At 68.6% G+C, this 25207-nt stretch carries 24 protein-coding genes and 2 pseudogenes; 19 read left to right on the top strand and 7 right to left on the bottom strand.

Features of this window, described 5'->3' with window-relative positions:
- Positions 1-93 precede the first annotated feature (93 nt).
- The 6 genes and pseudogenes from ACZ5PO_RS37530 to ACZ5PO_RS37505 all read right to left on the bottom strand — a co-directional run bounded on the left by ACZ5PO_RS37530 (position 94) and on the right by ACZ5PO_RS37505 (position 6120).
- The gene (locus ACZ5PO_RS37530; RefSeq protein ID WP_464188135.1) at positions 94-1557 is read right to left on the bottom strand and encodes an FAD/NAD(P)-binding protein; all 1464 of its coding nucleotides are present in this window, start codon (positions 1555-1557) and stop codon (positions 94-96) included.
- Positions 1558-1560: 3 nt separating this feature from the next.
- Positions 1561-1695, bottom strand: coding sequence for a hypothetical protein (locus ACZ5PO_RS37525; RefSeq protein ID WP_464188133.1), 135 nt, complete (start codon positions 1693-1695; stop codon positions 1561-1563).
- On the bottom strand, positions 1692-2981 hold the full coding sequence (locus tag ACZ5PO_RS37520; RefSeq protein ID WP_464188131.1) for a hypothetical protein: 1290 nt from the start codon (positions 2979-2981) through the stop codon (positions 1692-1694). Before ACZ5PO_RS37520 ends, ACZ5PO_RS37525 begins: the two co-directional genes overlap by 4 nt.
- A 203-nt stretch (positions 2982-3184) precedes the next feature.
- Positions 3185-3502: a YdhR family protein gene (locus ACZ5PO_RS37515; RefSeq protein ID WP_464188129.1), complete on the bottom strand. Its 318-nt coding sequence runs from the start codon at positions 3500-3502 to the stop codon at positions 3185-3187.
- Positions 3503-3801: 299 nt separating this feature from the next.
- Positions 3802-4982, bottom strand: a pseudogene (gene ssuD, locus ACZ5PO_RS37510) (FMNH2-dependent alkanesulfonate monooxygenase).
- 55 nt (positions 4983-5037) lie between these two features.
- Positions 5038-6120 carry an LLM class flavin-dependent oxidoreductase gene (locus tag ACZ5PO_RS37505; RefSeq protein WP_464197200.1) on the bottom strand — a complete coding sequence of 361 codons (1083 nt, stop codon included), beginning with the start codon at positions 6118-6120 and terminating at the stop codon, positions 5038-5040.
- Positions 6121-6263: 143 nt separating this feature from the next.
- On the opposite strand from ACZ5PO_RS37505, the gene ACZ5PO_RS37500 reads away from it, so the two are divergent.
- From ACZ5PO_RS37500 to ACZ5PO_RS37425, 16 genes and pseudogenes are all read left to right on the top strand, one after another.
- Positions 6264-7217 carry an aliphatic sulfonate ABC transporter substrate-binding protein gene (locus ACZ5PO_RS37500; RefSeq protein WP_464188126.1) on the top strand — a complete coding sequence of 318 codons (954 nt, stop codon included), beginning with the start codon at positions 6264-6266 and terminating at the stop codon, positions 7215-7217.
- A 108-nt stretch (positions 7218-7325) separates the two neighbouring features.
- A complete protein-coding gene (locus tag ACZ5PO_RS37495; RefSeq protein WP_464188124.1) occupies positions 7326-8438 on the top strand; it encodes a methionine ABC transporter ATP-binding protein in 1113 nt (370 codons plus the stop codon).
- On the top strand, positions 8428-9093 hold the full coding sequence (locus ACZ5PO_RS37490) for a methionine ABC transporter permease (protein ID WP_464188122.1): 666 nt from the start codon (positions 8428-8430) through the stop codon (positions 9091-9093). Before ACZ5PO_RS37495 ends, ACZ5PO_RS37490 begins: the two co-directional genes overlap by 11 nt.
- A 34-nt stretch (positions 9094-9127) precedes the next feature.
- Complete coding sequence (locus ACZ5PO_RS37485) at positions 9128-9934, top strand: MetQ/NlpA family ABC transporter substrate-binding protein (protein WP_464188120.1); 807 nt, start codon at positions 9128-9130, stop codon at positions 9932-9934.
- Positions 9935-9980: 46 nt separating this feature from the next.
- Complete coding sequence (locus ACZ5PO_RS37480; protein WP_464188117.1) at positions 9981-11369, top strand: LLM class flavin-dependent oxidoreductase; 1389 nt, start codon at positions 9981-9983, stop codon at positions 11367-11369.
- A 294-nt stretch (positions 11370-11663) separates the two neighbouring features.
- A complete protein-coding gene (locus ACZ5PO_RS37475) occupies positions 11664-12455 on the top strand; it encodes a MetQ/NlpA family ABC transporter substrate-binding protein (protein ID WP_464188115.1) in 792 nt (263 codons plus the stop codon).
- Between the two features lie 304 nt (positions 12456-12759).
- Positions 12760-14427, top strand: coding sequence for a Na/Pi cotransporter family protein (locus ACZ5PO_RS37470; protein WP_464188112.1), 1668 nt, complete (start codon positions 12760-12762; stop codon positions 14425-14427).
- A 174-nt stretch (positions 14428-14601) separates the two neighbouring features.
- Entirely contained in the window at positions 14602-15588 is a 987-nt protein-coding gene (locus tag ACZ5PO_RS37465; RefSeq protein WP_464188110.1) for an aliphatic sulfonate ABC transporter substrate-binding protein, read from the top strand.
- A 4-nt stretch (positions 15589-15592) separates the two neighbouring features.
- Complete coding sequence (locus ACZ5PO_RS37460) at positions 15593-16447, top strand: ABC transporter permease (protein ID WP_464188107.1); 855 nt, start codon at positions 15593-15595, stop codon at positions 16445-16447.
- Positions 16447-17256, top strand: coding sequence for an ABC transporter ATP-binding protein (locus ACZ5PO_RS37455; RefSeq protein WP_464188105.1), 810 nt, complete (start codon positions 16447-16449; stop codon positions 17254-17256). The genes ACZ5PO_RS37460 and ACZ5PO_RS37455 overlap by 1 nt, the downstream gene beginning before the upstream one ends.
- Positions 17253-17759 (top strand): OsmC family protein, encoded by a 507-nt coding sequence (locus ACZ5PO_RS37450; protein ID WP_464197198.1) that lies wholly within the window; start codon positions 17253-17255, stop codon positions 17757-17759. The genes ACZ5PO_RS37455 and ACZ5PO_RS37450 overlap by 4 nt, the downstream gene beginning before the upstream one ends.
- 415 nt (positions 17760-18174) lie before the next feature.
- Positions 18175-18411, top strand: a pseudogene (locus ACZ5PO_RS37445) (adenylate/guanylate cyclase domain-containing protein); the annotation flags it as partial.
- 70 nt (positions 18412-18481) lie between these two features.
- A complete protein-coding gene (locus tag ACZ5PO_RS37440) occupies positions 18482-18793 on the top strand; it encodes a hypothetical protein (RefSeq protein ID WP_464188102.1) in 312 nt (103 codons plus the stop codon).
- Between the two features lie 550 nt (positions 18794-19343).
- Positions 19344-20045 (top strand): LuxR family transcriptional regulator, encoded by a 702-nt coding sequence (locus tag ACZ5PO_RS37435; protein ID WP_464188100.1) that lies wholly within the window; start codon positions 19344-19346, stop codon positions 20043-20045.
- A 736-nt stretch (positions 20046-20781) separates the two neighbouring features.
- The gene (locus tag ACZ5PO_RS37430) at positions 20782-21408 is read left to right on the top strand and encodes an acyl-homoserine-lactone synthase (RefSeq protein ID WP_464188098.1); all 627 of its coding nucleotides are present in this window, start codon (positions 20782-20784) and stop codon (positions 21406-21408) included.
- Positions 21409-21416: 8 nt separating this feature from the next.
- Positions 21417-21632 carry a hypothetical protein gene (locus ACZ5PO_RS37425; RefSeq protein WP_464188096.1) on the top strand — a complete coding sequence of 72 codons (216 nt, stop codon included), beginning with the start codon at positions 21417-21419 and terminating at the stop codon, positions 21630-21632.
- Positions 21633-21714: 82 nt separating this feature from the next.
- Here the strand turns inward: ACZ5PO_RS37425 and ACZ5PO_RS37420 are convergent, their stop codons facing one another.
- Positions 21715-21876 (bottom strand): hypothetical protein, encoded by a 162-nt coding sequence (locus tag ACZ5PO_RS37420; protein WP_464188094.1) that lies wholly within the window; start codon positions 21874-21876, stop codon positions 21715-21717.
- Between the two features lie 358 nt (positions 21877-22234).
- Here ACZ5PO_RS37420 and ACZ5PO_RS37415 point away from each other — a divergent pair, with 358 nt between their 5' ends.
- From ACZ5PO_RS37415 to ACZ5PO_RS37405, 3 genes are all read left to right on the top strand, one after another.
- A complete protein-coding gene (locus ACZ5PO_RS37415) occupies positions 22235-22528 on the top strand; it encodes a hypothetical protein (protein ID WP_464188092.1) in 294 nt (97 codons plus the stop codon).
- A gap of 216 nt (positions 22529-22744) precedes the next feature.
- Complete coding sequence (locus tag ACZ5PO_RS37410; protein ID WP_464188090.1) at positions 22745-24337, top strand: class I adenylate-forming enzyme family protein; 1593 nt, start codon at positions 22745-22747, stop codon at positions 24335-24337.
- Positions 24334-25125, top strand: coding sequence for an enoyl-CoA hydratase/isomerase family protein (locus tag ACZ5PO_RS37405; protein WP_464188087.1), 792 nt, complete (start codon positions 24334-24336; stop codon positions 25123-25125). Before ACZ5PO_RS37410 ends, ACZ5PO_RS37405 begins: the two co-directional genes overlap by 4 nt.
- Positions 25126-25207 lie beyond the last annotated feature (82 nt).

The raw sequence follows: 25207 nt of genomic DNA, 5'->3' as shown, positions 1-25207 counted from the left end.
CCGTCGCATCCCCCACACCCCGTTGGTCGCCGCGTCACGCGATCCGGTTCACGTGGTCGTTCGATTTTTTTTGCCGATGGCCTCCCACCCGTCTCAGGTGGCCGTCCCCGCCGCTTGCAGGCGCAGTCCGACGGATGTCACCTGCGCGCGCAAGGCGGCTCGGGTGAGCGCGATGTGGCGCGCTACCGTCCGCGCATGGGTGGCGATTTCCGGCGCGCCGGTGACCTCGCCCAGGCCGCTGCGCGCCGGTGCGCCGAGGACGAAGAGCGACCGGTTGCAGGTTCCGTCCGCGCCGAAGGCGCGGCCCAGCTCGTCGACATCGAGGCCGAGGCCCAGCGCGTCCGGCCGCACGGCGCCCGCCGCAGCGAGAGAGGCGAGGGCGCCGCTGCCCGTGATGGCGGTGCCATAGGCCGTGCCGGTGCAGTTGACCACGACGTCGAAGTCGAGGTGCTCGATCCGGCTGTCGCCGCGCGGACGAAATGCGATCGACAACGCCGTGCCGGCGCGCACGCCGAGGATCGACCCCGCGCGCACACCGAACTGGCCGTCACGCCGCGCCGCCTCGACGCTGGCCCCGATCTGTGGGGCCGCCTGGAAGCGGTGGGCATCCCAGTACGGGCGCAGATGGCGCAGGAAGCGCCGGCGCTCCGGCAGGCTCCAGCTCTGCCAGATGGCGCCGTTGCCCCGGCGCAGGGCTTCGAGCACATCCGCCCAGGGCAGGGGTTGCTCCGCGCGTAGCAGCGCCCGCAGCACGCGCAGGCCCTGGCTGAGCGGTAGCCCTTCCAGGCCGATCGTGAGCTCCGGCGCATTGATCGGGTCGCGTCGGCGCGGCAGCAACCCACGGCGGGATATGGCGGTGATCGGGCCCGCGTGACCCTGCGTCCGGAGGGACGCCACCGCGTCCGCCATCGTCAGGCCGGTGCCGACGATGAGGACGCGCGCGTGCCGATCGACCTGCGCGAGCGCATCGCCCGACCAGGGATCCACGATGACGCGGCGGTCGCCCGCGACGGCTGCGAGGGATGGGGGCAGGCCCGGTGGGGCATGGCCGGTGCACAGGGCCAGAACGTCCGCGCCGACAACGTGGCCTCGCTCGGTCTCGACGACAAATCCCGTCGGCCGCGATACCACGGCCGCGGCCCGGTCGCGCACGTGCTGAAAGTGAGCGAGAGATGTCGATCGCGCGGCGAGCTGAAGCCGTTCGTGCAGATAGCGTCCGAACAGCGACCGCCGCGGGAAGATGGAGCCGCCGGCGTCCCTGGCCTCGCCGTCGCCGATGAGCTCGGGCTGCGCCCGTAGCCAGCGATCGAAGTCCTCGGGCTCCTCTTCGATCACCGTCATGCGTGACGCGGCCACGTTGAGGCGATGTTCCGGGCGCGCCGCCGAATAGGCGACGCCCGCTCCCAGCGTGGCGGAGGGCTCGACGACGGTGATGCGGCCGCCGTGAAGGCCAGGCTGCCGCAGCAGGTTGAGCGCCAGCATCGCGCCCGCCGCCCCGCCGCCGACGATGGCGATCTCGATGCCGTCGCCGGACGTGGGCAGGCCCGATCCCAGCACGGCTCAGGCGCCGAGAAGTGCTGCGGCTCCGACCAGGAGCGTCATGAGGATGGCGGCGCCGATCAACAGCGCCGGGCTTGGCTCGTGCGGCAGATCGTGGTCCTCGATCGACCGGGCGCGCGCGTGCCGACCCCTCATCGCACCGGCTCCGCGTTCGCCGCGCCGCAGTGCCGGATCCCCTGATGCCGCGTGTGCGTCTCCAGGTGGAGGGCATCCCGATAGAAGCGGTCGTATTGGTCGAGGCCGCCGCGCCGGCCCTGCGCATAGCCCGCCACGGCGACGGAGGGCACCGTCACCGGAAAGCGCCCGAAGCGATCGTGGGCATCCTGTGCAACCGATCCGAGATAGGCGACGAAGCGCTCCGGATCCCGATCAGCCTGCGATTGGACTGCATGTTTGTCCCGGCGGGGGCCAGGCTGCTCCAGCCTGAAAACGCCTTGCGGACCGAACTTGCGTTCGGCGAAGCGCCAGGCCGCCGTCTCCAGGTCCGGCACATAGGGCGGCACCAGCGGCTCGAAGTGACCGTCGAGACCGACCGGGTCGAGCCCGTGCGGACCGGGCTCGAAGCGGAAGCCGAAGCCCGAGAGGCCCTCGTCGGCGAAGGCTCCGAGCAGGCTCTGCGGATGGATGCCGGAGAACAGCCAGCCGCCGAGGCCCATGGCCTGAAGCATCCGCTGGATGTTGGAGGCGGCGATGGTGAGCTCGCTGACCAGGTGCGCGCGGGCGTTCGCCTCGAAGACCGACAACGGTTGCGCCCGTTCGGGCCGCAGCGCCCCCGCCGCGATGAGCTCGGCCGGCCGGCCGAGCAGCCGGCCCTCGTCGTCGCTCACCGGCACACCTTCGCCGAAGGCGTTCCACAGGTGGTTGAACAGGCGGTCCACCTGGTCGCCTAAGGGCACGAACAGCGCGGTTCCGGGCTGGCTCGCGACCCCGCGGTCGTAGGCGTCGCCGTGCGGCACCTCGGCCGGAGCGTCGTCGATGCGGACAATCGACGGGCGCAGCCGCTCCACCAGGGCAAACAGGTCGCCTGGCCCGCGGTAGTCCTGGATGGCCTCCGAGGCGCCATCGCGCAGGCGAGTGATGTAGGAGCCGGTGTCGTCGGTGATCAGCAGCTCCGAGCCGAACGTGGCAGCGGCGCTGGGGAAGAGGTGCCCCGTCGATCGGACCGGATCGCTGCACACGGTGTCCGGCGTGCCGGGCATGCCGAGGTTGAGCCCACGCACGCCGGAGCTCGCCACGACGAGCAGCGTGCGTTCAAGATCGCTCAGCGGCCGCGGCGATGTCGTCGAGGTATACGCCAGCGGTCCGTCGGGGATCGCCATGCCGACGCCGACGCGTGGCGCATGCCGGCCGAGCAGTGCCTCGATCAGCGGAAAGGATTGCATATCCTGCGCCGCCGCGTGCTGATGGTGGTGCTTGGTCACGAAGGACCCCTGTCAAAGACCGACGGGTCGACGTAGGCGGACAGCAGAGCAAAGCCGTATTCGCTGCTGACGCATTGCTCCATTCGCGCCCGGCACAGATCGCGGCGCGCCCGGATCGCGCCGGACAGCAGCCCGCGAGCGGCGGCAAGGCCGCACGGGGGGCACGGGCGCGCACCGGAGCAGCGATGCGCGCCGCGTCGCGATCAGGCCGCGACGGCACGCTGAAGGAGCGGCGCATGGGTGACCAGGCTCGCCTCCTCGTTGACGTCAAAGTAGCGGATCGAGATGTTCGTCGCCCCGCGCGCCTTGAGCCGCTCGGGCAGGATATCGTCGCCCCACGCCTTGGCGCTCTTGAGATCGTCGAACAGATAGATGCCGCCGCGGGTCTGCGAGGCCTCGTCGTTGATCCAGACCTTCCAGCGCAGGCCAGGCTGTTGGGCGATCGCCTTGGCCGATTCGAGCTGCGCCTGCTGCGCGGGACGATCGGGGGTCACGAAATTCACCTGAAGAATAACCGGCATGGCAGTGCTCCTCTCAGCGGAACTCAAAGTCTAGACTTGAGAGGTGTGGCCAGCAATGAGATGGTTTGCCGTTTTACTATGCGGTCTTAGATTTGATTGCTTTATTCGATCGGCGAAATGGAATTGCGTGTGTTCTCGCGACGATGGCCGCGCGGATCAGGTCCGGCCATCGGCCGCAACAACGCTCGCGATCGGGCCGACTCACCCGATCGCGAGCGCTCCGGATGCAAGGGGCCGGAGCATGTCTCGGCAGTTGGCTGATGTGCGCCCAGCTGCGATATGCGCCGGGCGCACCTGCGTCACGAGGCGGCGCGCTGGCGCAGGTGCGAGGGCACCAGCGTGTTGCCGACGATCTCGCCGAACGGCCCCGGTGCGGCGTCGCCGGAGCGGGGCCGCGTGTCGTATCGCGCAGCGGCAGCAGCGGCAGCACCAACTCGGCGAAGCGGTAGGCCTCCTCCAGGTGCGGATAGCCGGACAGGATGAAGGTGTCGATGCCGATGGCCATGTATTCCTTCATGCGCTGCGCCACCGTCCCCGGGTCGCCCACCAGCGCCGTGCCGGCACCGCCGCGCACCAGGCCCACCCCGGCCCACAGATTGGGGCTCACCACCAGGTTGTCGCGGCTGCCGCGGTGCAGTGCCTGCATGCGCTGCTGGCCGACCGAATCCATCCGCGAGAACACCTTCTGCGCCGCCGCGATGGTGTCGTCGTCGGCGTATTGGATCAGTTCGTCGGCGGCCGCCCAGGCCTCCTTGTCGGTTTCGCGAACGATGACGTGCAGGCGGATGCCGAAGCTGATCTCGCGGCCCACCGCGGCGGCGCGGCGGCGCATGTCGGCGATCTTCTCCGCCACCTGCGCCGGGGGCTCGCCCCAGGTCAGGTACTTCTGCACGGTGCGGGCGGCGACGTCCTGGCCGGCTCCTGACGAGCCGCCGAAGTAGAGCGGCGGGTGCGGCTCCTGCACCGGCGGATAGAGCAGCTTGCCCTCCTTCACCTTCAGGTGCCTGCCCTCGAAATCGACGGTCTCGCCGCGCAGCAGGCGCGTGTAGATCTCGAGGAACTCGTCGGTGACCTCGTAGCGCTCGGTGTGGTCGAGGAAGAGCCCGTCGCCGGCATTCTCCACCGGGTCGCCACCGGTCACGATGTTGATCAGCAGGCGGCCGTTCGAGATGCGGTCGAGGGTCGCCGTCATGCGCGCCGCGACGGCGGGTGACATCAGGCCGGGCCGCGCCGCCACGAGAAAGCGCAGGCGCTCGGTGAGCGGCACCAGCGACGATGCCACCACCCAGGAATCCTCGCAGGAGCGCCCGGTGGGCAGCAGCACGCCGAAATAGCCCAGCTGGTCGGCGGCCTGGGCGATCTGGGCCAGGTAGCGCAGCGAGACGTCGCGGGCGCCGTGCGACGTGCCGAGGTAGCGCCCGTCGCCGTGGGTGGGCAGGAACCACAGCACATCGGCCTGGTCGGCGGAAGGATTGCTCATCGTCGGTCTCCTCTCCGGCGCCGCTCACGGGGGCTGCCGGTCGTCAGGGGTGGTCTCAGCCGCGGCCGCTGGCCTGCTTGAGCGGCGCTGCCGGCTGGCGTGCCCGCACGCGCGGCATCACCTCGGCGGCGAAGCGGCGCATCTCGCGCTCGAACGGCTGGAATTGCAGCATGAAAGTCTCGATGCCCAGTGCGTGGAACGCCAGGATACGGTCGGCCACGGTGTCGTAGCTGCCGACCAGGCCGGCGGCGGTGCCGCCGTTGGTGCCGACCCGCGGGCTCTTGGCCATGGTCTGCATCATGATCACCTTGGGATCGGTGTTGGCGGCCTGGATGGCCTTGAGTGGCGCGTCCTTGGCGGCCAGCTCGAGCAGGTGGCGGTGCGCCTCCTCGGCTTCCGTATCGGTCTCGCGGGCGATGACGAAGGCGGACAGGCCGAAGCGCAGCGGCCCTCCACTGCGGGCGCGGGCGGCGACATCGCCGATCAGGGCCTTCACGTCGGCGGGCGACTGGCCGTTGATGAACCAGACGTCGCCCTGGTCCGCGACCAGCCGGCGCGCCGGCTCGGACTCGCCGCCGACATAGACCTGCGGCCGGGCGCGGAACCGGCCAGCCGGCCGCAGCTGGTAGTCGTGCACATTGAAGTGGTGCCCCGCGTGGGTCACGCGCTCGCCGGCGAGCAGCCGGCGGACCACCGAAAGCCATTCGTAGCCGTAGGCGTAGCGCTCGTCGTGCTCGGCAAAGCCGATCCCCGCCTTCTCGAGCTCCGGGCGGTTCCAGGCGTTGACCAGGTTGATGCCGAAGCGGCCGCCGCTGATCTCCTCGATCTGCAACGCCATCTTGGCCAGCACCACCGGGTGGTAGAGGTAAGGCTTGATGGCCGTGATGATCTCGATCCGGCTGGTCAGCGCCGCAAGCGCCGCCGAGGCGGTCCAGGCTTCCAACTGGTCCAGGCGCTCGTCGTGCGGGTTGACCGTGTGCTGGGCGACGAGCGTGGAATCGTAGCCCAGGGCTTCGGCTTCCTGGATCAGCGCACGATTGCGCGCGAAGGAGGCGTCGTAGGGCTCATCGGGGTCCTGAAGCGCGGCGCGGTTGCCGTGAACGAGCGCCCAGATGCCAAACCGAATGGCGTGCGGCAGCAAAAAAATTCTCCCCGAGGCGAGTCAAACAGAATAATCACATTTCTAATCGTGATTAATTTTAATTTACACCACATGAGCGTTGAAGTCGATACGGGCGCGTGCTGTGATCGGTGCGACGTTCGTTCAGGAATACCGAGCTTATGCACCTTACACGCCGCCGTTTCGCTTCCGGACTGCTCAGCCTGCCGCTCATCGGATCGCTCGGGCGCTCCGCTTCGGCCGAGAGCCGCAAAATCCGCTTCAGCTATCAGCGCTCGTCGACGCTGCTGACCTTGCTGAGGAGCGACGAGGTGCTGGAGAAGCGGCTGGCGCCGCTGGGCTTCGAGGTGAGCTGGAACATGTTCACGGCGGTGATCCCGCCGATGAACGCGGGCGCCGTGGATTTCCATGCCGACGTGGCGGACGCCATCCCGATCTTCACCCAGGCGGCCGGCGCCAAGCTGACCTTCTATGCTACCGAAGCGCCGTCGCCCGCCGCCGAAGCCATCATCGTGCACGCCGATTCGCCGATCACCTCGGTGGCCGACCTCAAGGGCAAGAAGGTGGGCGTCTCCCGCGGCTCGGGCTGCCACTTCATCCTGGCCGCGGCCCTGGCCAAGGCCGGCCTCGCCTTCACGGACATCAACCCGGCCTACCTGGAGGCGCCGGACGGAGCGGCGGCCTTCAAGGGCCGCAGCCTCGACGCCTGGGTGATCTGGGATCCGTTCCTGGCCATCGCCCAGAGCCAGTATCCGATCCGGATCATCGCCGACGCCACGGGCTTCTCCGGCTACAGCCGCTACTATCTGGTCAACAACGACTTCGTCGCCGCCCACCCGCAGGCCGTCGCCATCGTCTTCGACGCGCTGGCCGAGCAGGGGCGCTGGGTCAAGAGCCATCCCGACGAGGCTGCCGCCAGGCTTGCGCCGATGTGGGGCGACATCCCGGTCGAGGTCGTCAAGCAGGTCAACAGCCGCCGCAGCTACAGCGTACGGCCGGTCCAGAAGGCGGAGCTCGGCGACCAGCAGAAGATCGCCGACGTGTTCTTCGACGCGGGTCTGATCCCCAAGCGCATCGACGCGACCGACGTGCCGATCTGGCGCCCGACCGCCTGAGTTCGCGGCATGCCGACAGCGAGGTGGACCGCTCGGCGTTGGTTCGCCCCGCGCCTGTTTCCAATACCAAGTCAGGCGGCACCGCCGCTCAGCGGGACGAGCACTGCGATGAACATGCCCTTGAAGGCCGATCTGGCCGAGCTGCGCGAGCGTCCCGTCGCGGCAGACAGCGGCAACGCCATGGTCCGGCTGGAGGCCGTGAGCAAGACGTTCGCCGCGCGCCGGGGCGGCGGCGCCGTCACCGCCCTCGACCACATCGATCTCACCGTCGCGCCGGGCTCGGTGCTGGGCGTCATCGGCCGGAGCGGCGCCGGCAAGTCGACGCTGATCCGCCTCGTCAACGGCCTGGAGCGGGCGACCGCGGGGCGTATCTGGGTCGACGGCACCGATATCGCAGGGCTCGGCGAACGCGACCTGCGCCAGGTCCGCCGCTCCATCGGCATGATCTTCCAGCACTTCAATCTGCTCTCCTCGCGCACGGCCTACGGCAACATCGCCCTGCCGCTGGAGATCGCCGGCGTCGGCCGGGCCGAGATCAAGGCGCGCGTCGAGCCGCTGCTGGAGCTCGTCGGGCTCGCCGACAAGCGCGACCGCTATCCGGCCGAGCTCTCCGGCGGCCAGAAACAGCGCGTCGGCATCGCTCGCGCCCTCGCCACCCGCCCCAAGGTGCTGCTGTCCGACGAGGCCACGTCGGCCCTCGATCCCGAGACCACCCAGGCCATCCTCGATCTGCTCGGCACCATCAACCGCGAGCTCGGGCTCACCATCCTGCTGATCACCCACGAGATGTCGGTGATCCGGCGCATCGCCAAGGAGGTCGCGGTCATCGACAGCGGCCGCATCGTCGAGCGCGGCGACGTCTACGACATCTTCACCCGTCCGGCCCATCCCACCACCCAATCCTTCCTCGGCGGAGCATCGGGCCGCGCGGTGCCAGCCGGGCTCGCGGCGCGGCTCGGGCCGGATCGGGCGGCGGGCGCGGAGGCGGTGGTCCGTGTCGTCTTCCGCGGGCCGTTCGCGGCGGGCGCGGTGGTCTCCAGCCTGTCGCGTGAGCTCCACCTCGACGTGAAGATCCTGTCCGGCGCCATCGACGAGGTCGCCGGGCGGCCCTTCGGCACGCTGCTGCTCGGCGTGCCGTCGTCCGACCGGGCGCTCGCGCCGGCGCTCGCCTATTTCGCCGAGCGCGGGCTCGATACGGAGGTGCTCGGCTATGTCGCCTGAGATCGTCCAGCTCATCGCCGAAGCGACGCTCGACACCCTGTGGATGGTGGCGGTGGCGACGGTGATTGCCACGCTGCTCGGCGTGCCGCTCGGGGTGTTCCTCGCCACCAGCGGGCGGGGCGAGCTGTTCGCGCTACCGGCGGTCAACCGCGTCGTCGGCCTGATCGTCAACGCCACGCGCTCGACGCCCTTCATCATCCTGGTGGTGGCGATCATCCCCTTCACGCGCCTCATCGCCGGCACCTCGATCGGCACCAAGGCGGCGATCGTGCCGCTCACCATTGCCGCCACCCCCTTCATCGCCCGCCTGGTGGAGACGGCCGTGCGCGAGGTGGACCAGGGCCTCGTCGAGGCTGCCCGGGCCATGGGGGCAAGCCCCATCCAGATCGTGCGCAAAGTGCTGCTGCCGGAGGCCGTGCCCGCCATCGCGCTGTCGCTGACGCTCGCGGTGGTCAGCATGATCGGCTACTCGGCCATGGTCGGCGCCGTCGGCGGCGGCGGCCTCGGCGACCTCGGCATCCGCTACGGCTATCAGCGTTTCATGCCCGATGTGATGGCGGCCGTCGTCATCGTGCTGATCGTGCTCGTGCAGGGCGTGCAGACCATCGGCGACACGCTGTCGCGGCGGCTGAACAAGCGCCTGCGCCACAACTGACCGTCCACTGTCCTTCGTGCTCCGGAGTTTCGCCATGGCGAGCCGCCGCCCTGTTGCCTTTGCCCTCGCCGTGCTGACCGCCGCGGGCTTCTTCGCCGCCGGTGCAGCCGCGGCGGACGATCCCAAGACCATTCGCGTCGGCGTCACCGCCGGTCCCCACGCGGAGATCCTCGACGTCGTGCGCAAGGTCGGCGCCGAGCGCGGCATCGACATCAGGCCGGTGGAGTTCACCGACTACGTCATCCCCAACCAGGCGCTCGCCGCCGGCGAGACCGAGGCGAACTCGTTCCAGCACGAGCCGTATCTGAAGAACCAGATCGCCAAGACTGGCTGGAAGCTGGTCAAGGTCGCCGACACCATCGCGTCGCCGATGGGCTTCTATTCGAAAAAGTACAAGACCTTCGCCGACCTGCCGGCGGGCGCGACGCTCGCCATCCAGAACGATCCGACCAACGGCGCCCGCTCGCTGCACATCCTGGCGGCCGGCGGCATCATCAAGCTGCGTGACCCGGCCAACGTCACCGCCAGCGTCGCCGACATCGTCGACAACCCCAAGCGCTTCAAGTTCATCGAGCTCGACGCGGCGCAGATCCCGCGGTCGCTGCCGGACGTCGACGCGGCCTCCATCAACAACAACTACGCGGTCCAGGCGGGACTCGATCCGGTCAAGGACACGCTGATCAAGGAGGCCGCCAACGGCCCCTGGGTCAACGTCATCGCCGTGCGCACCGAGGACAAGGACAAGCCGTGGGTCGCCCGGCTCGTCGAGGTCTATCATTCGGAGCCGGTGAAGCAGTTCGTGCTTGCCCGCTTCAAGGGCGCCTATATTCCGGCCTGGTGAACCGACGTCATTCATGCCGGCGGCGCCGCGGGAGGAAGGATTGGCCATGGCCAAGGAGATCAGGCTCAACGCCTTCGAGATGAATACGGTCGGCCATCAGGCGCCGGGCCTGTGGCGTCACCCGCGCGACCGCTCGGCCGACTACCGCAAGCTCTCCTATTGGACCGGCCTGGCGCAGACGCTGGAGCGCGGCCGCTTCGACGGCCTGTTCATCGCCGACGTGCTCGGCATCTACGACGTCTTCGGCGGCAGCCCCGACGCCGCTCTGCGTACGGCGTCGCAGGTGCCGGTGGACGATCCGCTGATGCTGGTCTCGGCCATGGCGGCGGTGACGCAGAACCTCGGCTTCGGCATCACCGTCAACCTCTCCTACGAGCCGCCGTATCCCTTCGCCCGGCGCATGACGACGCTCGACCACCTGACCGACGGGCGCATCGGCTGGAACATCGTCACCGGCTACCTCGACAGCGCCGCCAAGGCGATGGGGCTCGATCGCCAGCGTGCCCACGACGACCGCTACGATGTGGCCGAGGATTACCTGGAGCTGGTCTACAAGCTCTGGGAGGGCAGTTGGGACGACGATGCGGTCGTGGTCGATCGGGCGGCCGGCATCTTCACGCGGCCCGAGAAGGTGCATCGCATCCGGCACGACGGCCCGTTCTATCAGCTCGATGCCATCCACCTGAGCGAGCCTTCGCCCCAGCGCACGCCGGTGCTCTATCAGGCCGGCACCTCGCCCAAGGGGCGGGGCTTCGCCGGCCGCCATGCCGAATGCGTCTTCGTCTCGGGCCCGTCCACGCAGGTGATCGGGCCGCGCGTCGCCGATCTGCGCCGGGCGGCCGTCGCCGCCGGCCGGCTGGGCAGCGACCTCAAGGTCTTCTCGATGGCGACCGTCGTGCTCGGCGAGACCGACCAGGCGGCGCAAACCAAGCTCGACGAGTACCGCAGCTACGTGAGCCACGAGGGAGCGCTGACGCTCATGTCCGGCTGGACCGGCGTCGACTTTTCGAGGCTGGCGCTCGACCAGGAGGTGCGGCACGTGGAGAACGACGCCGGCCGCACCGCCATGGACAACATCACGCGCGCCGACCCGAGTCGGGTCTGGACCGTCCGCCAGGTGGCTGAGCACGTGGGCATCGGCGGCATCGGGCCGGTGTTCGTCGGCTCCCCCGCAACCGTCGCCGACGCGCTGATCCAATGGGTCGCCGCCACCGACGTCGACGGCTTCAACATGGCCTACGCCGTGGCACCCGAGACCTTCGAGGACATCGTCGATCTCCTGGTGCCCGAGCTCGAACGGCGTGGCCGCTACAAGCGCGCCTACGCGCCGGGACCGTTGCGCGAGAAGCTGTTCGGCCCGGGCCGTGCCCGCCTGGCGGCGCCCCACCCGGGCGCGCACTGGCGCGGCCGGCCCCTGGCGGATGCGGCCGAGTAGAGCGCGAGTCGGCTCGAGCGGCGGTCCACCGCGGCTTCGGGTTGGTCGTGTAGAGATTATTCTTTGAATTAAGTAGAACGTAGTTTTATTTGTTGCATGTCGATCGGGAAAGATAATTCTCAACTCGTTGCCTTAAATTATCTATGATGATTAATGAATTACGGGCATTCGGCTCGGTTCGATTGCTCATTTAAGCCAGGGAGCAGGCCGGATTGCTCGTCGTTAGCCGAGGCGCGGGCGTCCGCTCGGCCGAGCCGGCTTGCCGCTCCCTATAAGCCCGAGGGAAATTGGTCGATGATCATGAAATCCGTTATCCGCATCGCCGTTGCTGCGGCCATGGCGATGGTCGTCGGCGCGGCCGCAGCCGACCAGCCGCTGAAGGTCGGCGTCAGCGCCGGGCCGCTGGCCCAACTGCTGCAGCTCACCGCCACGGCGGCAAAGAAAAAGGGCATCGAGGTCCAGATCGTCGAGTTCACCGACTGGGTGACACCCAATGCCGCCGTCTTTGCCGGCGATCTCGATGCCAACTTCTTCCAGCACGTGACGTTCCTGGGTCAGCAGAACGCCGCTCGGGGCTTCAACCTGGTACCGGTGGATCCAGCCGGCGTGATCGTGCCGGTCGGCCTGTTCTCCAAGAAGATCAAGAGCATTGCCGAGGTGAAGGAGGGCGACAAGGTCGCCATTCCCAACGAACCGCTGAACGGCGCCCGCGCCCTGCAACTGCTCGAAAAGGCGGAGCTGATCAAGCTCAAGCCAGGCAAGGGCATCAATGTCACCAAGCAGGACGTGATCGAGAACCCGAAGAAACTCCAGATCATCGAGCTCGACGCGGCGCAGCTCTATCGCTCGCTCGACGACGTGACGCTGGCCTTCGTCAACCTGACCTATCTGATCCCGGCCGGCGGCGATCCGAACTCGGCGCTGATCAGCGACCGGACGCCCGATGAGCGTTTCGTGCTGCGCTTCGTCTCGCGGCCCGACAAGAAAGACGACCCACGCCTCAAGGCCTTCATCGAGGTCTTCAAGTCGCCTGAGAACAAGGAGTTCGTGGCCGCCAAGCTGCCGGCCTTCATCCCGGTCTGGTAAGCCCCGTGGCTGGAGCGCTTGCTCGTCGGGCGGATCCTCTGCCCTGCGAGAGGCGCACCAGAGCCAAGGACCCGGAGAATCGTTCGCCGGGTAGATGTGCACATCCGATCGCGTGGGAATGCGCTCGGGCGGTGGCGGGTCGCCGGTCTGTCGATTCCGGCATTGCATCGAACGGCAGGCGAGGATTAAACCGCGCGTTCTGGCAATCGCGCGAGCGGGGGCCATGTTCCCTGTAGCGTGGCCCAGGCAAAGCCGCGGGGGCCTTGGGGCCCATCCTCCTGTCCAACGTTGCAAGGCGTTCGCGATGGCCTTTCCCGTCACGCTGATCGATCTCGCCGGCGCCATCGCGCTGCTCCTGTGGGGCACGCACATGGTGCAGACGGGCATCCAGCGCGCCTTCGGCCCCGGCCTGCGCTCGTTTCTCGGCACGGCGCTGAGGAACCGCGTCCGGGCGCTCCTGGCGGGCGTCGGCGTTACCGCCGTCCTGCAGAGCAGCACGGCGACCGGCCTGATGACCGCAGGCTTTGCCGCCGGCGGCCTGGTCGACCTGGTTCCGGCGCTCGCGGTCATGCTCGGCGCCAACGTCGGCACGACGCTCATCGTGCAGGTGCTCTCGTTCGATGTGGCGGCGTTCTCGCCGGTGCTCATTCTGGTCGGCGTGCTCATGTTCCGCCGCGATTCCAGCACGCGGGCGCACGACCTCGGCCGCGTCTTCATCGGCCTCGGCCTGATGCTGCTGGCGCTGCACCAGCTGCTGCAGCTGATGACCGACTACGAGGACACGCCGAGCCTCCGCCTGCTGCTCGGCGCCATTTCGACCACGCCGCTGCTCGCCGTCCTGCTGGGGGCAGGGGTGACGTGGGCGGTCCATTCCAGCGTCGCCGTCGTCCTGCTGATCATGTCGCTGGCGAGCAAGGGCGCCGTGCCGCCGAACGCGGCCTTCGCGCTCGTGCTCGGTGCCAACCTCGGCACCGCCATCAATCCGGTGCTCGAAGGGCCGGCGGGCAACGACCCGGCCGCCAAGCGGCTCCCGGTGGGTAACCTGCTCACGCGCCTCGTCGGCGTGGCCGTCGCGGTTGCGCTGCTGGAGCCGATCGGCCGCTTCATGGTAACGGTAGAGCCGGACAACGCCCGCGCCGTCGCCAATTTTCACACGGCATTCAACGTCGTGATCGCGGTGATCTTCCTGCCGCTGCTCACACCCTATGCCACCCTGCTGAAGCGTTGGTTGCCCAAGCGCGTCGACCCGGCGGATCCCTCCAGGCCGCTCTACCTGGACGCGGCCGCCCGGGAGACGCCGATCGTGGCCCTCGGCGGCGCGACCCGCGAGGCGCTGCGGCTGGTGGATGCGCTGGAGGAGATGCTGGCCGGTGCGCGCGGCGCGCTGGCAGACGGCGACCGCCGCGTCATCGCCGAGACGAAGCGGCGCGACGACGTGCTCGACCGCCTGAACACGGCGATCAAGGCCTACCTGACGTCGCTCGACCCCGAGGAGCTCAGCGACAGCGACCATGCCCGCCTCGCCGCCATCCTGAACTTCACGATGAATCTGGAGCAGGCTGGCGATGTCGTTACCCGCAACCTGCTGCCCCATGCCGCCAAGCGGCTGAAGCGCGGCCTCGCCTTCTCCAAGACGGAGGAGACCGAGCTCATGGCCATGCTCGACCGGCTGAGCGCCAACCTGAAGACCGCGGCGTCCGTCTTCATGACCGACGACGGCCCCACGGCGCGCCTGCTGGCCGATGAGAAGATCGCCTTCCGTGAGGCGGAATCCCAGGCCACGATCCTGCACGTCGACCAGATGAGGACGGGTCGGCTGGAAGCCGCGCAGGCGAGCGCGCTCTATCTCGACCTCCTCAACGACATCAAGCTGATCAACAGCCACATCGTCGCGGCCGCCGCTTATCCGGTGCTGGAGCGCACCGGCGAGCTGCTGCAGAGCCGGATCGCGATCAATCGGTCCGGCGCATAGGCCGTAACGTTGCGCAGGCGTGCGGGCGGAGCCGCGCGGCTTCGTCGATTTAAATCACATAAATTCCGAGTTATAAAAATCTAATACGCATGCTGCACTGCAAAATTATTGACGGCGCGCCAGGGCGCTGTAGATCATGGAGCAGCGTCCCCATCGATCCGTCTGGAGCCACCCATGCAAGCCTTCCGTTCGCTCGTCGGCATCCGGCGGGTCGGCCTCGCCCTTCTGGCCGGCCTGAGCCTGGCGCTGCCCGCGCGCGCCGCCGAGGTGTCCGAGATCCGCATCGACTATGCCACCTACAACCCGGTCAGTCTGGTGCTGAAAGACAAGGGGATTCTGGAGAAGGCGCTGGCCAAGGACGGCATCAAGGTCCGCTGGGTGCAGTCGGCGGGCTCCAACAAGGCGCTGGAGTTCCTGAACGCGGGCTCCATCGACTTCGGCTCGACGGCCGGCTCGGCGGCGCTCGTCGCCCGGATCAACGGCAATCCGATCAAATCGATCTATGTCTACTCCCGCCCTGAGTGGACCGCGCTCGTCACCCGCAAGGACAGCGGCGTCGCGAGCGTGGCCGACCTCAAGGGCAAGCGCGTCGCGGTCACCCGCGGCACCGATCCGCATATCTTCCTCGTGCGCGCGCTCGCCGACGCCGGCTTGAGCGACAAGGACGTGAAATTCGTGCTGCTGCAGCATGCCGACGGCCGTCTCGCGCTCGATCGCGGCGACGTCGACGCCTGGGCCGGCCTCGATCCGATGATGGCCGCCGCCGAGATCGAGAACGGCGACGTGCTGTTCTTCCGCAAGCCGGAGGCGAACACCTGGGGCATCCTCAACGTGCGCGAGGAGTTCGCCAAAGAGCACCCGGATCTCGTCCGCAAGGTGCTGGCGGCCTACGAGGAGGCCCGGCAGTGGTCACTCGCCAACAAGCCGGCGCTCAAGGCGACCTTCGCCGAGGCGACCAAGCTGCCGCCGGCCGTCATCGATCGGCAGATCGACGAGCGCACCGACCTCAGCTTCAGCGTCATCGGCGACGCCCAGCGCCAGTCGATCGTCGCCGCCGGCAATGCGCTCAAGAATGCGGCCGTGCTGCCCGCCGACACCGACGTGACCGCGGCGGTCGACCAGCTGATCGATCCACAATACCTCGGCAAGTCGACGAACTGACCGCATGGCCTCCATCGACCTGATACCGGGGCGGACGCCCGCCGCCGACGCAGCCGGGACCACGGCACCGGCCGCGGCGGGCACGCGCGGGCCGGCCTCGGGGATCTGGCTCGTCGGCGTCGTCCTGCCCCTCGTCGTCGCCCTGGGTTGGGAGGCCGCGGTCCGCTTCGGGCTGGCGCAGGGCCGCCTGCTGCCGCCGCCGAGCCGCATCGCCGAGACCCTGGTCACGCTCGCCCGCTCCGGCGACCTGGCCACGCATGTGCTGGCGACGCTCTCGCGCATCGGCATCGGCTTTGCGCTCGGCGCCGCGGCGGGGACGCTCGTCGGCGCCCTCACCGGCGCATCGCGCCCGCTGCGCCGCGTCCTCGATCCGACGATCCAGGCGCTACGCGCCATTCCCTCGATCGCCTGGGTGCCGCTGTTCATCCTGTGGCTCGGCATCTTCGAAGCCTCGAAGGTGACCCTTATCGCCGTCGGCGTGTTCTTCCCGGTCTATCTGGGCGTGATGAGCGCCATCGCCTCGGTCGACCGCAAGCTCATCGAGGTGGGCCGCGTGTTTCGCCTGAGCCCCTTCGCGCTGGTGCGGCGGGTGCTGCTGCCGGCGGTGCTGCCCGCCTGGGTCACCGCGCTGCGCTCCGGCCTCGGCCTCGGCTTCATGTTCGTCGTCGCGGCCGAGTTCATGGGCGCCTCGGAAGGGCTCGGCTACCTGCTCGTCGACGGCCAGCAACTGGGCAAGCCCGATCAGATCCTCGCCGCCATCATCACCTTCGCCGTGCTCGGCAAGCTCTGCGATAGCTTGATCGTCGCGTTCACAGCGCCGTTGCTGGCCTGGCAGGACACGGCGCGGGACCGGCTCTGATGCTGTCGATCGAGGCGCTATCCAAGGTTTATGCGGACGGGACGCGGGCGCTGGAGGGCGTGTCGCTCGCCGTCGAGGCCGGCGAGATCGTCGCCATCGTCGGCGGCTCCGGCTGCGGCAAGACCACGCTGCTTCGGCTGATTGCGGGGCTCGACCACGCGACACACGGCGCGGTGCGCATCGACGGCGACGTCATCACCCGCCCGCATCCCGCCGTCGGCCTGGTGTTCCAGGAGGCGCGACTGCTGCCCTGGCTCAGGGTCCGCGACAACGTCGGCTTCGGCCTCGAGCACCTGCCGGCGCCGGTCCGCGGCCGCCGGGTCGACGAGGCGCTGGCGCGGGTGGGCCTGACGGCGCACGCCGATCGCTGGCCGCGGGAGCTGTCCGGCGGCCAGCAGCAGCGCGTGTCGATCGCCCGCGCCCTGGTGCCGGGTCCCAAGGCGCTGCTGCTCGACGAGCCGTTCTCGGCACTCGACGCCATGACCCGGGCGAGCCTGCATGAGCATCTGCTGGCGCTCTGGGATGAAAGCCGGCCGACCGTCGTCATCGTCACGCACGATGTCGAGGAGGCGGTCACCCTCGGCGACCGTGTCGTCGTCATGCAGCCCAACCCGGGCCGACTGTTCGAGACCGTCGCCGTTGACCTGCGGCGCCCGCGCCGGCCCCTCGACCCCGGCTTCGACAGCGCCAAGCACCGCGTGCTAAGGGCACTCGATGCGTCGCTCGGCGGACGCGAGCGCTTTCCGGCCGCTGCCGGCGACGATCCGGCCACGGCGGCGCCAGTCATAGGGAGACGACGATGGGGATGAACGCGCAGGAGCTCAGGGCCCTCCAGGCGCCGATCAAGGACCGCTACCGGGAGACGCCGGACGCGGCGGTGATCACGCTGAAGGCGGACGGCTCGATCGACCAGGACGGCATCGCCTGCAAGGTGGAGACCGGCCGCGCGCTCGCCATCGCCGGCCTGCATCCGGCGACCGGCGGCTCCGGGGCCGAGCTGTGCTCGGGCGATATGCTGCTGGAGGCCCTGGTGGCCTGCGCCGGCGTGACGCTCAAGTCGGTGGCGACGGCGCTCGAGGTGCCGCTCAAGGCGGGGCGCGTGCACGCGGAAGGCGACCTCGATTTCCGCGGCACCCTCGGCGTCGACAAGGAGGCACCGGTCGGCTTCCGGGCGATCCGCCTGCGCTTCGACGTCGACACCGACGCGCCGCAGGACAAGGTCGACCTGCTGATCAAGCTGACGGAGCGCTACTGCGTCGTCTTCCAGACGCTCAATCATCGTCCTGAGCTCTCGGTCGAGGTGCGGCGCTAGCCGGTAGTCGGCTGCTTCAGCTCATTTGCAATGCAATGTGCGTTCAGCAGCGACGGCCTGGGTTTTCAAGTCGACGGATGGCCGGGTCAAGCCCGGCCATCCATCCGCCCAAAGACTCAAAACCTCGGTGCAGGGCTCCTCGCAAATTGGCTGAAGCGGGCGACTAACCGACAGGACCATTCGCGACGGGAGCGTCAGCCTGCGGTCAGCATCGCCAGCAGCGGGACTATGACGACCGCCGTGCTGATCATGACGATGGTGTACAAGGCGATCTGAACATTCATCATGGCTTGCCCCCGAGCTGTTCGTTACAGGGGTAGAGCCGTCGTCGCCGGGCGGCGGTGTGTGCACGCACGCGTGGTGCCGGCGCGCGAGCCGTCGGACCATCTGTTCTGCGGCCATATCGGCAGCCTGGCTCGGCTTCACCGTCGTCGGTCCCGCCGTCAGTGAGGTGAGTCGCGTCGCTCCCACGTGCCGTTCCATCGACCGGGACCTGCTGGCGTCGCAGGCCTTTTACGAGGCCCCGGCCCCGGAGCAGCGGCAGGCGTTCGTATCGACGGGCCGCTTCGCGCTGCGCGGCGTCGGCCGCGCCCAGGACCTGTTCACCCTCGACCCGGACGTGCGGTGGCCGCAGCAGCCCGCCGAGAGCTGACCGCAGCCGATGACGGAACCCGGCGGCGAGGACTGCCGTTGCGCATAGGTCGAGGTCGGAGCGGGGTACCATGCGCAGGATTTTCATCGTCTTTTTCGTCATGGCCCAGGCGGGCGCGGGACTCGCCCAGAGCGGCGGAACGGGCGGGGCCGCCGGTGCGGGAGGTGCTGCCGGCGCGGCGCCGGGATCACCGGCCGGTGCCGGCGCCATGGGAACGGGCGCGCCCGGCGGCAGCGCGGCGCCGACCGGCCACCGCCAGCCGCGGCCGTCCGACATTCCCGGCAACACGGCAGAGGACCGGGCGCAGAAGCTGCAGGACCAGAAGAACGTCGAGGGCGACCGGACGACCAAGAGCATCTGCTCGAACTGCGGCGCCAAGTAACGACTCGCGAAGTAACGACTCGCGGAGTAACGACTCGCGGCGTAACGGCCCACGGACGCGAACGACAAATCGTCGCCGATCAAGGCCAAGCGCGTCGATGCGCTCTGCGGCGTTGGCGCGGTGCTCGCCCTCTCAGCTCATGGCACGACCGGGGCTGGCGCCGCGGAAAACCCCATTGACGCTGGCTAAGATCCTGCGAAAGCTGCCGTAAACCGAGGTGAACAGCCACGCTGACGCTGCGCCCGGGGGGTGGCAGCCACGCGCGAAGGCGCGCGGGGCCGTGCGGCGGCTCCACCTGGGGTCGGCGCGGGCCGGGGCTATCCGTCTTTCGGTGCGTTGACACTGAAAACTTTGTTGGTGCAATAATTTCAAGGGTAAGCGCGGCGATTGGCTCCGGGGGGCGTCGGCGCCGCGACTTCGGCGTGGATGGCGGGCGTCGCCCGAAAAGTTGTTGCTTCGGCGCAGCGGCGGTTCCGTGAGGGCCGTTCTGGGCGGGGAGGGCGTGCGTCGGTCGCTGTTCTCCTGTGCCTATGTTCCTAAGGGGTTTCGGATGGAAAGGGACCTCGCCCGCGAGGCCATCGAACGGCTCAAACGAGTCGACAATCAAGCCGGGCTTGCGGAGGAGATCGTGCGGGCGACGTCGTCGTACGGTCTGGACAACTTCACCATCAGCGGGCTGCCGGACGGCGACAATGTCCGCGAGCACGTGCTCGTCGCCGGCTGGCCGGAGTGGAGCGCGCGCTACGAGGCGGCTTCCCATTACCGGCGGGATCCGGTGGTGCGCAGCCTGAGGCAGACGTCCGAGCTGCTGTTGTGGCGCGCCGCCCCGGCCGACGCCGACGGCGCCTCGGTCATGGAGGAGGCCGCCGACTTCGGCCTGCGGGATGGTCTCTCGATCCCGATCTTCAATCTCAGCGGCTTCCAGTCGGCGGTCTCGTTCTCGGCGCAGCATCCGCTCGACCTGCCGCGCGAGCACCTGCTGTCGCTGCATCTGGTCGGCATTTTCGCCCACACCCAGGCCGTGCTGTTGACACGGCGGTCCGACCAGCCGTCGGGCGACGCGCTGACACCGCGGGAGACCGAGTGCCTGAAATGGGCTGCGGCCGGCAAGAGCGCCTGGGACACGTCAGTGATCCTGGGGCTCGCCAACAAGACGGTCGAGCACCATCTCGACCGTGCCATCCGCAAGCTCGGGGCAGTCAACAAGGTGCAGGCCGTCGCCAACGCCCTGCGCCGGGGCTACATCAACTAAAGCGCTTCACGATCGGGTGGGATCACCCGATCGTGAGAGAGCCCGGGATTCGAAAGCCCTCTTCTGAAAGCCTCCTCAGCCGGAGCACGCGAGGTACGCTCGCGCGCTCCGACCTCTCCCCGCAGGTGGGGCGAGGTACGCAGCTGCACCGCCGCATGTCTTTGCTGCGGCCGAGCAAAGCGTCAAAATCACTTTGCAGGGCGACGAGAGCATTGGACCCGAACGTGGGCTCCGGCTTCGGGATTGTTCCGGTGCCCGGACGACACGGCCGGTTGCGCGCATGTCGACGCGAGCGCGCGCAGGATGCCGGTGATGCGCGTCGCAGCACGGAAACGGCTGACCGGCACATGCCCCGGGTTGAGTTGCGCGCGCTAAAGCGGACGACTTGTATTCGGCCCGTTATTCCTTTATCCGGAGCTTCGCCTTTTTTGTGCCGCCGCCTGCCGCCACCGCTCTCCTGGCTGTGGGCGCGCCATGTCCTGGAGCATGATCCCGATCCGATGACCTCATCGCATCGGGCGGAAATACCATATCTATCTGAGTTTCCGGCGCTTTCTGTCCGAATGGCGCGGTTCGCCGGTCGCGCGAGGGACCACGGCGGGCTCCGGGTCAGCCCCCTCCTGACGGCGAACTGCGCCGACTCCGGATGTATTCCGCAGTCAAGAGGGAAATTTCCCCATTATCTGCCGGCGAGCATAATATCTAGATTGCTCCTCCGTACCTCAAGGGGGATGCAATGGCAATTATCTTGTCCGGCCAGAATAGCTCGCGGCCGAGCGAGTTGATGGACGACGTATATCGGTTTCGCCATAAGTATTTTGTAGAATATATGCGTTGGCACAAGCTCCGTAAGCCCGACGGTCGCGAGATCGACGAGTTCGATACGGAAGAGGCGGTGCACATCGTCGAGCACGCGCCGGACGGCTCGGTCGAGGCCTACGCGCGGCTGCTGCCCACGATGAAGCCGCACCTGCTCACCCATGTCTATCCGGAGATCCTTCAGGGCGCTCCAGCCCCGCAAGGACCTACCATCTGGGAACTGACGCGCTGCGCCGTGCCGGTGTCCAAGAGCGAAACCCGCGCCTTCGATCCGCGCACGCGCCGGATCATGCTCGCCATCGTCGAGACGTCCCTGCGCATGGGGATCACCGGCCTGGTGATGGAAGGGCGCCTGTGGTCGCTCCAGCGGCTCATGGAATACGGCTGGGATATCGTGCCGTTGGCCTCGCCGGTCATGTACGAGGGCTACGAGATCGCTCCTTTCTTCGCCTACGTCGACGAAGCCATGCTGGACAGCACGCGCAAGGCGCTCGGGATCTACGAGCCGGTGCTCGAGACCGTCCCATCGCTGCTGGTTGCTTGAGGACTATTATGACCGACCTTATTTCTCTGATTGAGCTGACGGAATCTTGCAATCGCTCGGTGCGCAAGGCCAAACTGCTTGGCTTGCCGATGCTCAGCTATCTTCTGGCCATGGCGACGGAGGAGGCGCGGCAGAACCTCGCCGATCTGCAGAACCACCTCGACGAAGAGGCCGACTGCGCCCTCGAGGAGACGGGCAAAGTGCACGCCGTCGCCTCCAACTGACTCTACGTCACGTCTGCACGCAGGCTTGATCAAGCGCCGCCCGGAGCCTTGCTCCGGGCGGCTTGTCGTCGTCATGGCGGGCTCAGTGGCCGCTCCCAGGCTCCCCCATCTGCTGCATCGGGCGGGGCAGGTCCGGCGGCAGGGGCGCGAGGTCCTGATTCAGCAGCCAAATGGTGCCCAGGAGCAGGGCGACCGTCGTGGCGATGGCAAGGGCGGCGCGCATGGCGTCACACCTGTTCTTCATCCGGAGGGGCATTCGGCCAAGAGGCGTCCGGCCAAGAGGCGTGCGAACCGCGTTTCACCTCGATCATGGCGCACGCCTCCGTGGGCGCGGGAAACCACCGTAGGTTTAACCAGCGAAGCTGCTTGTGGTTCCCAAACCGCGCCACGGGGCGAGGCGCGCACGATCGGCGGAACGAACAGCCGGGCGAACGGATTAGGCCGCGGAGGACGGTGATGATGCATCCTCGGCCTCTCATCGCGTTCCAAGATGCCGGTCGAGCACGATCTTCTCCGGGACTCGATAGCCATTTGGGAGGATCATGTGCGCAGCGCCGATCGGCACTGCCGACAAGTGGGCCGGCGCTGGTTGGGAGGCATTGATGAACACTGCAAATCTGCAGCTCGAAGGCGTGCTGTTGGCACTTGCCGCGCTCACCGATCTCTTGAAGCGCAAGGGACTGCTCACGCACGAAGAGATCGCGTTGGCGCTGTCGCAGGCGGAGCACGCCGCGGCTGACGACGTCCGCCAGCCGCCGGAGCTCAGCTTCGCCAACCACGAGGCGATGGTCTTTCCGATCCGCCTTCTCAAGCTCGCCAACGCGCACAAGGGCAGTGAGCTGCAGACGTTCTCGGCCCTTGCCGCCGCCGTGGGCCAGAGCAAGCCGCCGCGCTGAACCGGTCTGCGGCATCGCCGCGGGGCTTGGCTCGGCGATCGCGCGACCGCGATGCATGACACCGGCCGGCAAGTTGGGCCAGGTTGCCCGGCGGCCGATCGGCGCTGTCGGCGGATAGCGCTTCCCACCGATCCCGGTCCCGCTCTACAGTCCCGCTGGGCGCGCGAGCCGCGATGCGCCGTCGAAATCACTCGGGATGAAACACGGGGAGTGCCCATGGCAACGCAACGTCCGCTCGCCGCCGCCGCAACGAACGGCGCCTTCGGCGGCGCGCTCGCCCAGGCGGCGGGGCTGCTGACCGTCGGCGCCTTGTTCCGCGGGCAGGTCGCTCGCAGCCGCGACGAGGTCGCGCTGCAGCAGGGCGGCCGGCGCCTCACCTACGGAGAGCTCAACGCGCGCGTCAATCGCCTCGCCGCGGTCATCGCCGCGCACGGGGTCGTGCGCGGCGACCGCGTCGCCATCTTCTCGGAGAACCGCACGGAATACGCCGAGCTGCAGCTCGCCGCCGCCAAGCTCGGCGTCATCGTCGCCTGCCAGAACTGGCGCCTGGCGCCGGAGGAGCTGGTGCACTGCCTGACCCTGGTCGAGCCCAGGATGACGTTCGTCTCCGAGCGCCACGCCGGCATGCTGGCGAGCCTCAATTGCGATTGCGGCCCCGTGATCGTGCTGGGCGAGGCCTACGAGCGCGCGCTGGCGCGCGCCGACGAGCGCGAGCCGCCGGACGTGGCCCACCCGGAGGACGGCCTCGTCATCCTCTACACCAGCGGCACCACGGGCCTGCCCAAGGGCGCCGTCATCAGCCAGCGCGCGATGATCGCCCGCCGCGTCATCGGCGAGATCGACGGCACCTTCGCCCACGGCAAGACCTTCGTGGCCTGGGCGCCGATGTTCCATATGGTGTCGACCGACAACATGCTGGCCATGCTGATGCGCGGCGGCAAGGTGATCATCGTCGATGGTTTCGACGTTGAGACGATCGTCGCCGGCGCGGCCGGCGAAGAGGTCGGCTGGCTGCAGGTCATGCCCGGCACCGTCGAGCAGGTGATCGCCGAGCTCAAGCGCAGCGGGGCCCGGCCCAAGACCCTGGGCAGCGTCGGCTGCATGGCCGACCTGGTGCCGCGCCAGCAGATCGCCGAGCTCACCGAGATTTTGCAGGCGCCCTACATCAACAGCTTCGGCTCGACCGAGACGGGTAGCCCGCCCGCCAGCAAGAACCTCATCCCCATCGGCGTGGTGCGGGAGCGGCTGCCCAAGGAGCAAAACTCGCTCTGCGACATCCGCCTGGTCGACCCTGATGACAACGACGTGCCCGACGGCGAGCCCGGCGAGCTCGCCTTCCGCGGCCCCACCCTGTTCAGCGGCTATTGGAAGGTCCCCGACAGCAAGGACTTCCAGAACGGCTGGTTCCACATGGGCGACGTCTTCGTGCGCAATCCGGACCGCACGCTGGAGTTCGTCGATCGCCGCAAGTACCTGATCAAGTCGGGCGGCGAGAACATCTATCCGGCCGAGATCGAGCGCGTGCTGCTGGCCTCCGCGCGCATCGGCGAGGCGGTCGTGGTGCGCCAGGCGGACGCCCGCTGGGGCGAGGTGCCCGTGGCCTTCGTCGTGCGCAACGATCCCGCGCTGACGGCCGAGGAGGTCGTCGCGCTCTGCCGCGGCAAGATCGCCGGCTACAAGCTGCCCAAGGCGGTGCGCTTCGTCGCCGACGCGGAGCTGCCGCGCAGCACCACCGGCAAGATCAAGCGGCACGAGCTCGAGGACGTGCTGAAGAGCGACCAGGCGAGTGCCGGAAAGGCAGCGGGATGAGCGGCGAGGCAGTTCTTTACACGGTCGAGGATCGGGTCGCCTGGATCAGGCTCAACCGGCCCGATCAGCTCAATGCGCTCTCCCAGGAGATGGTCGGCGGGCTCACCCGGGCCATCGAGGCGGTCGAGGCGGACGCGGACGTGCGCGTGGTGGTGCTGACCGGGGAGGGCCGGGCGTTTTCGGCCGGCGGCGACCTCAAGGGCTTCCTGGGGCGCCTGGAGGGGGCCGAATACCGGGAATTCGCGCAGGACCTGCGTCGCTCCATGGACCTGTTCCTGCGGCTGGAACAATTGCCCAAGCCGGTGATCGCCGCGGTCAACGGCGTCGCCGTGGCCGGCGGGCTCGAGCTGATCCTGTGCTGCGACATCGTCATCGCCGCTGCCGGCGCACAGATCGGCGACGGCCACCTGAAGTACGGCGTGCTGCCGGGCTCGGGCTCCAGCGTGCGGCTGCCGCGCAAGCTGCCGGTCAACGTCGCCCGCCGGCTGCTGCTGACCGGCGAGCTGGTTCCGGCCGAGACGCTGATGCGCTGGGGCCTGGTCAACGAAGTGGTGCCGGCGGCCGATCTCATAGCGACCGTGACAGCCCTGGCGCAGCACATGGCCGGCTTGAGCCCGCTCGGCCTCGCCTGGGTCAAGGAGCTCGCGGCCGACGGCCTGGGCCAGCCCCTGGAGAGCGCGCTACGCAGCGAGATCACGACGTTCGAGGCTTACATCCGCAGCGAGGACTTCCTGGAGGGCATGCGGGCCTTCTCCGAGAAGCGCAAGCCGCGCTTCACCGGACGGTAGTCCGCAGGGCAGCCGTGTCGCGGGGGCTGCTGCGCAGCGTTGGTACGATGAGATCTGTCGCCGGTGCCAACGCCTTGGCGAT

Source organism: Chelatococcus sp. KU-N122 (assembly GCF_055391085.1).
This window is presented reverse-complemented; position numbering and strand designations above follow the sequence as displayed.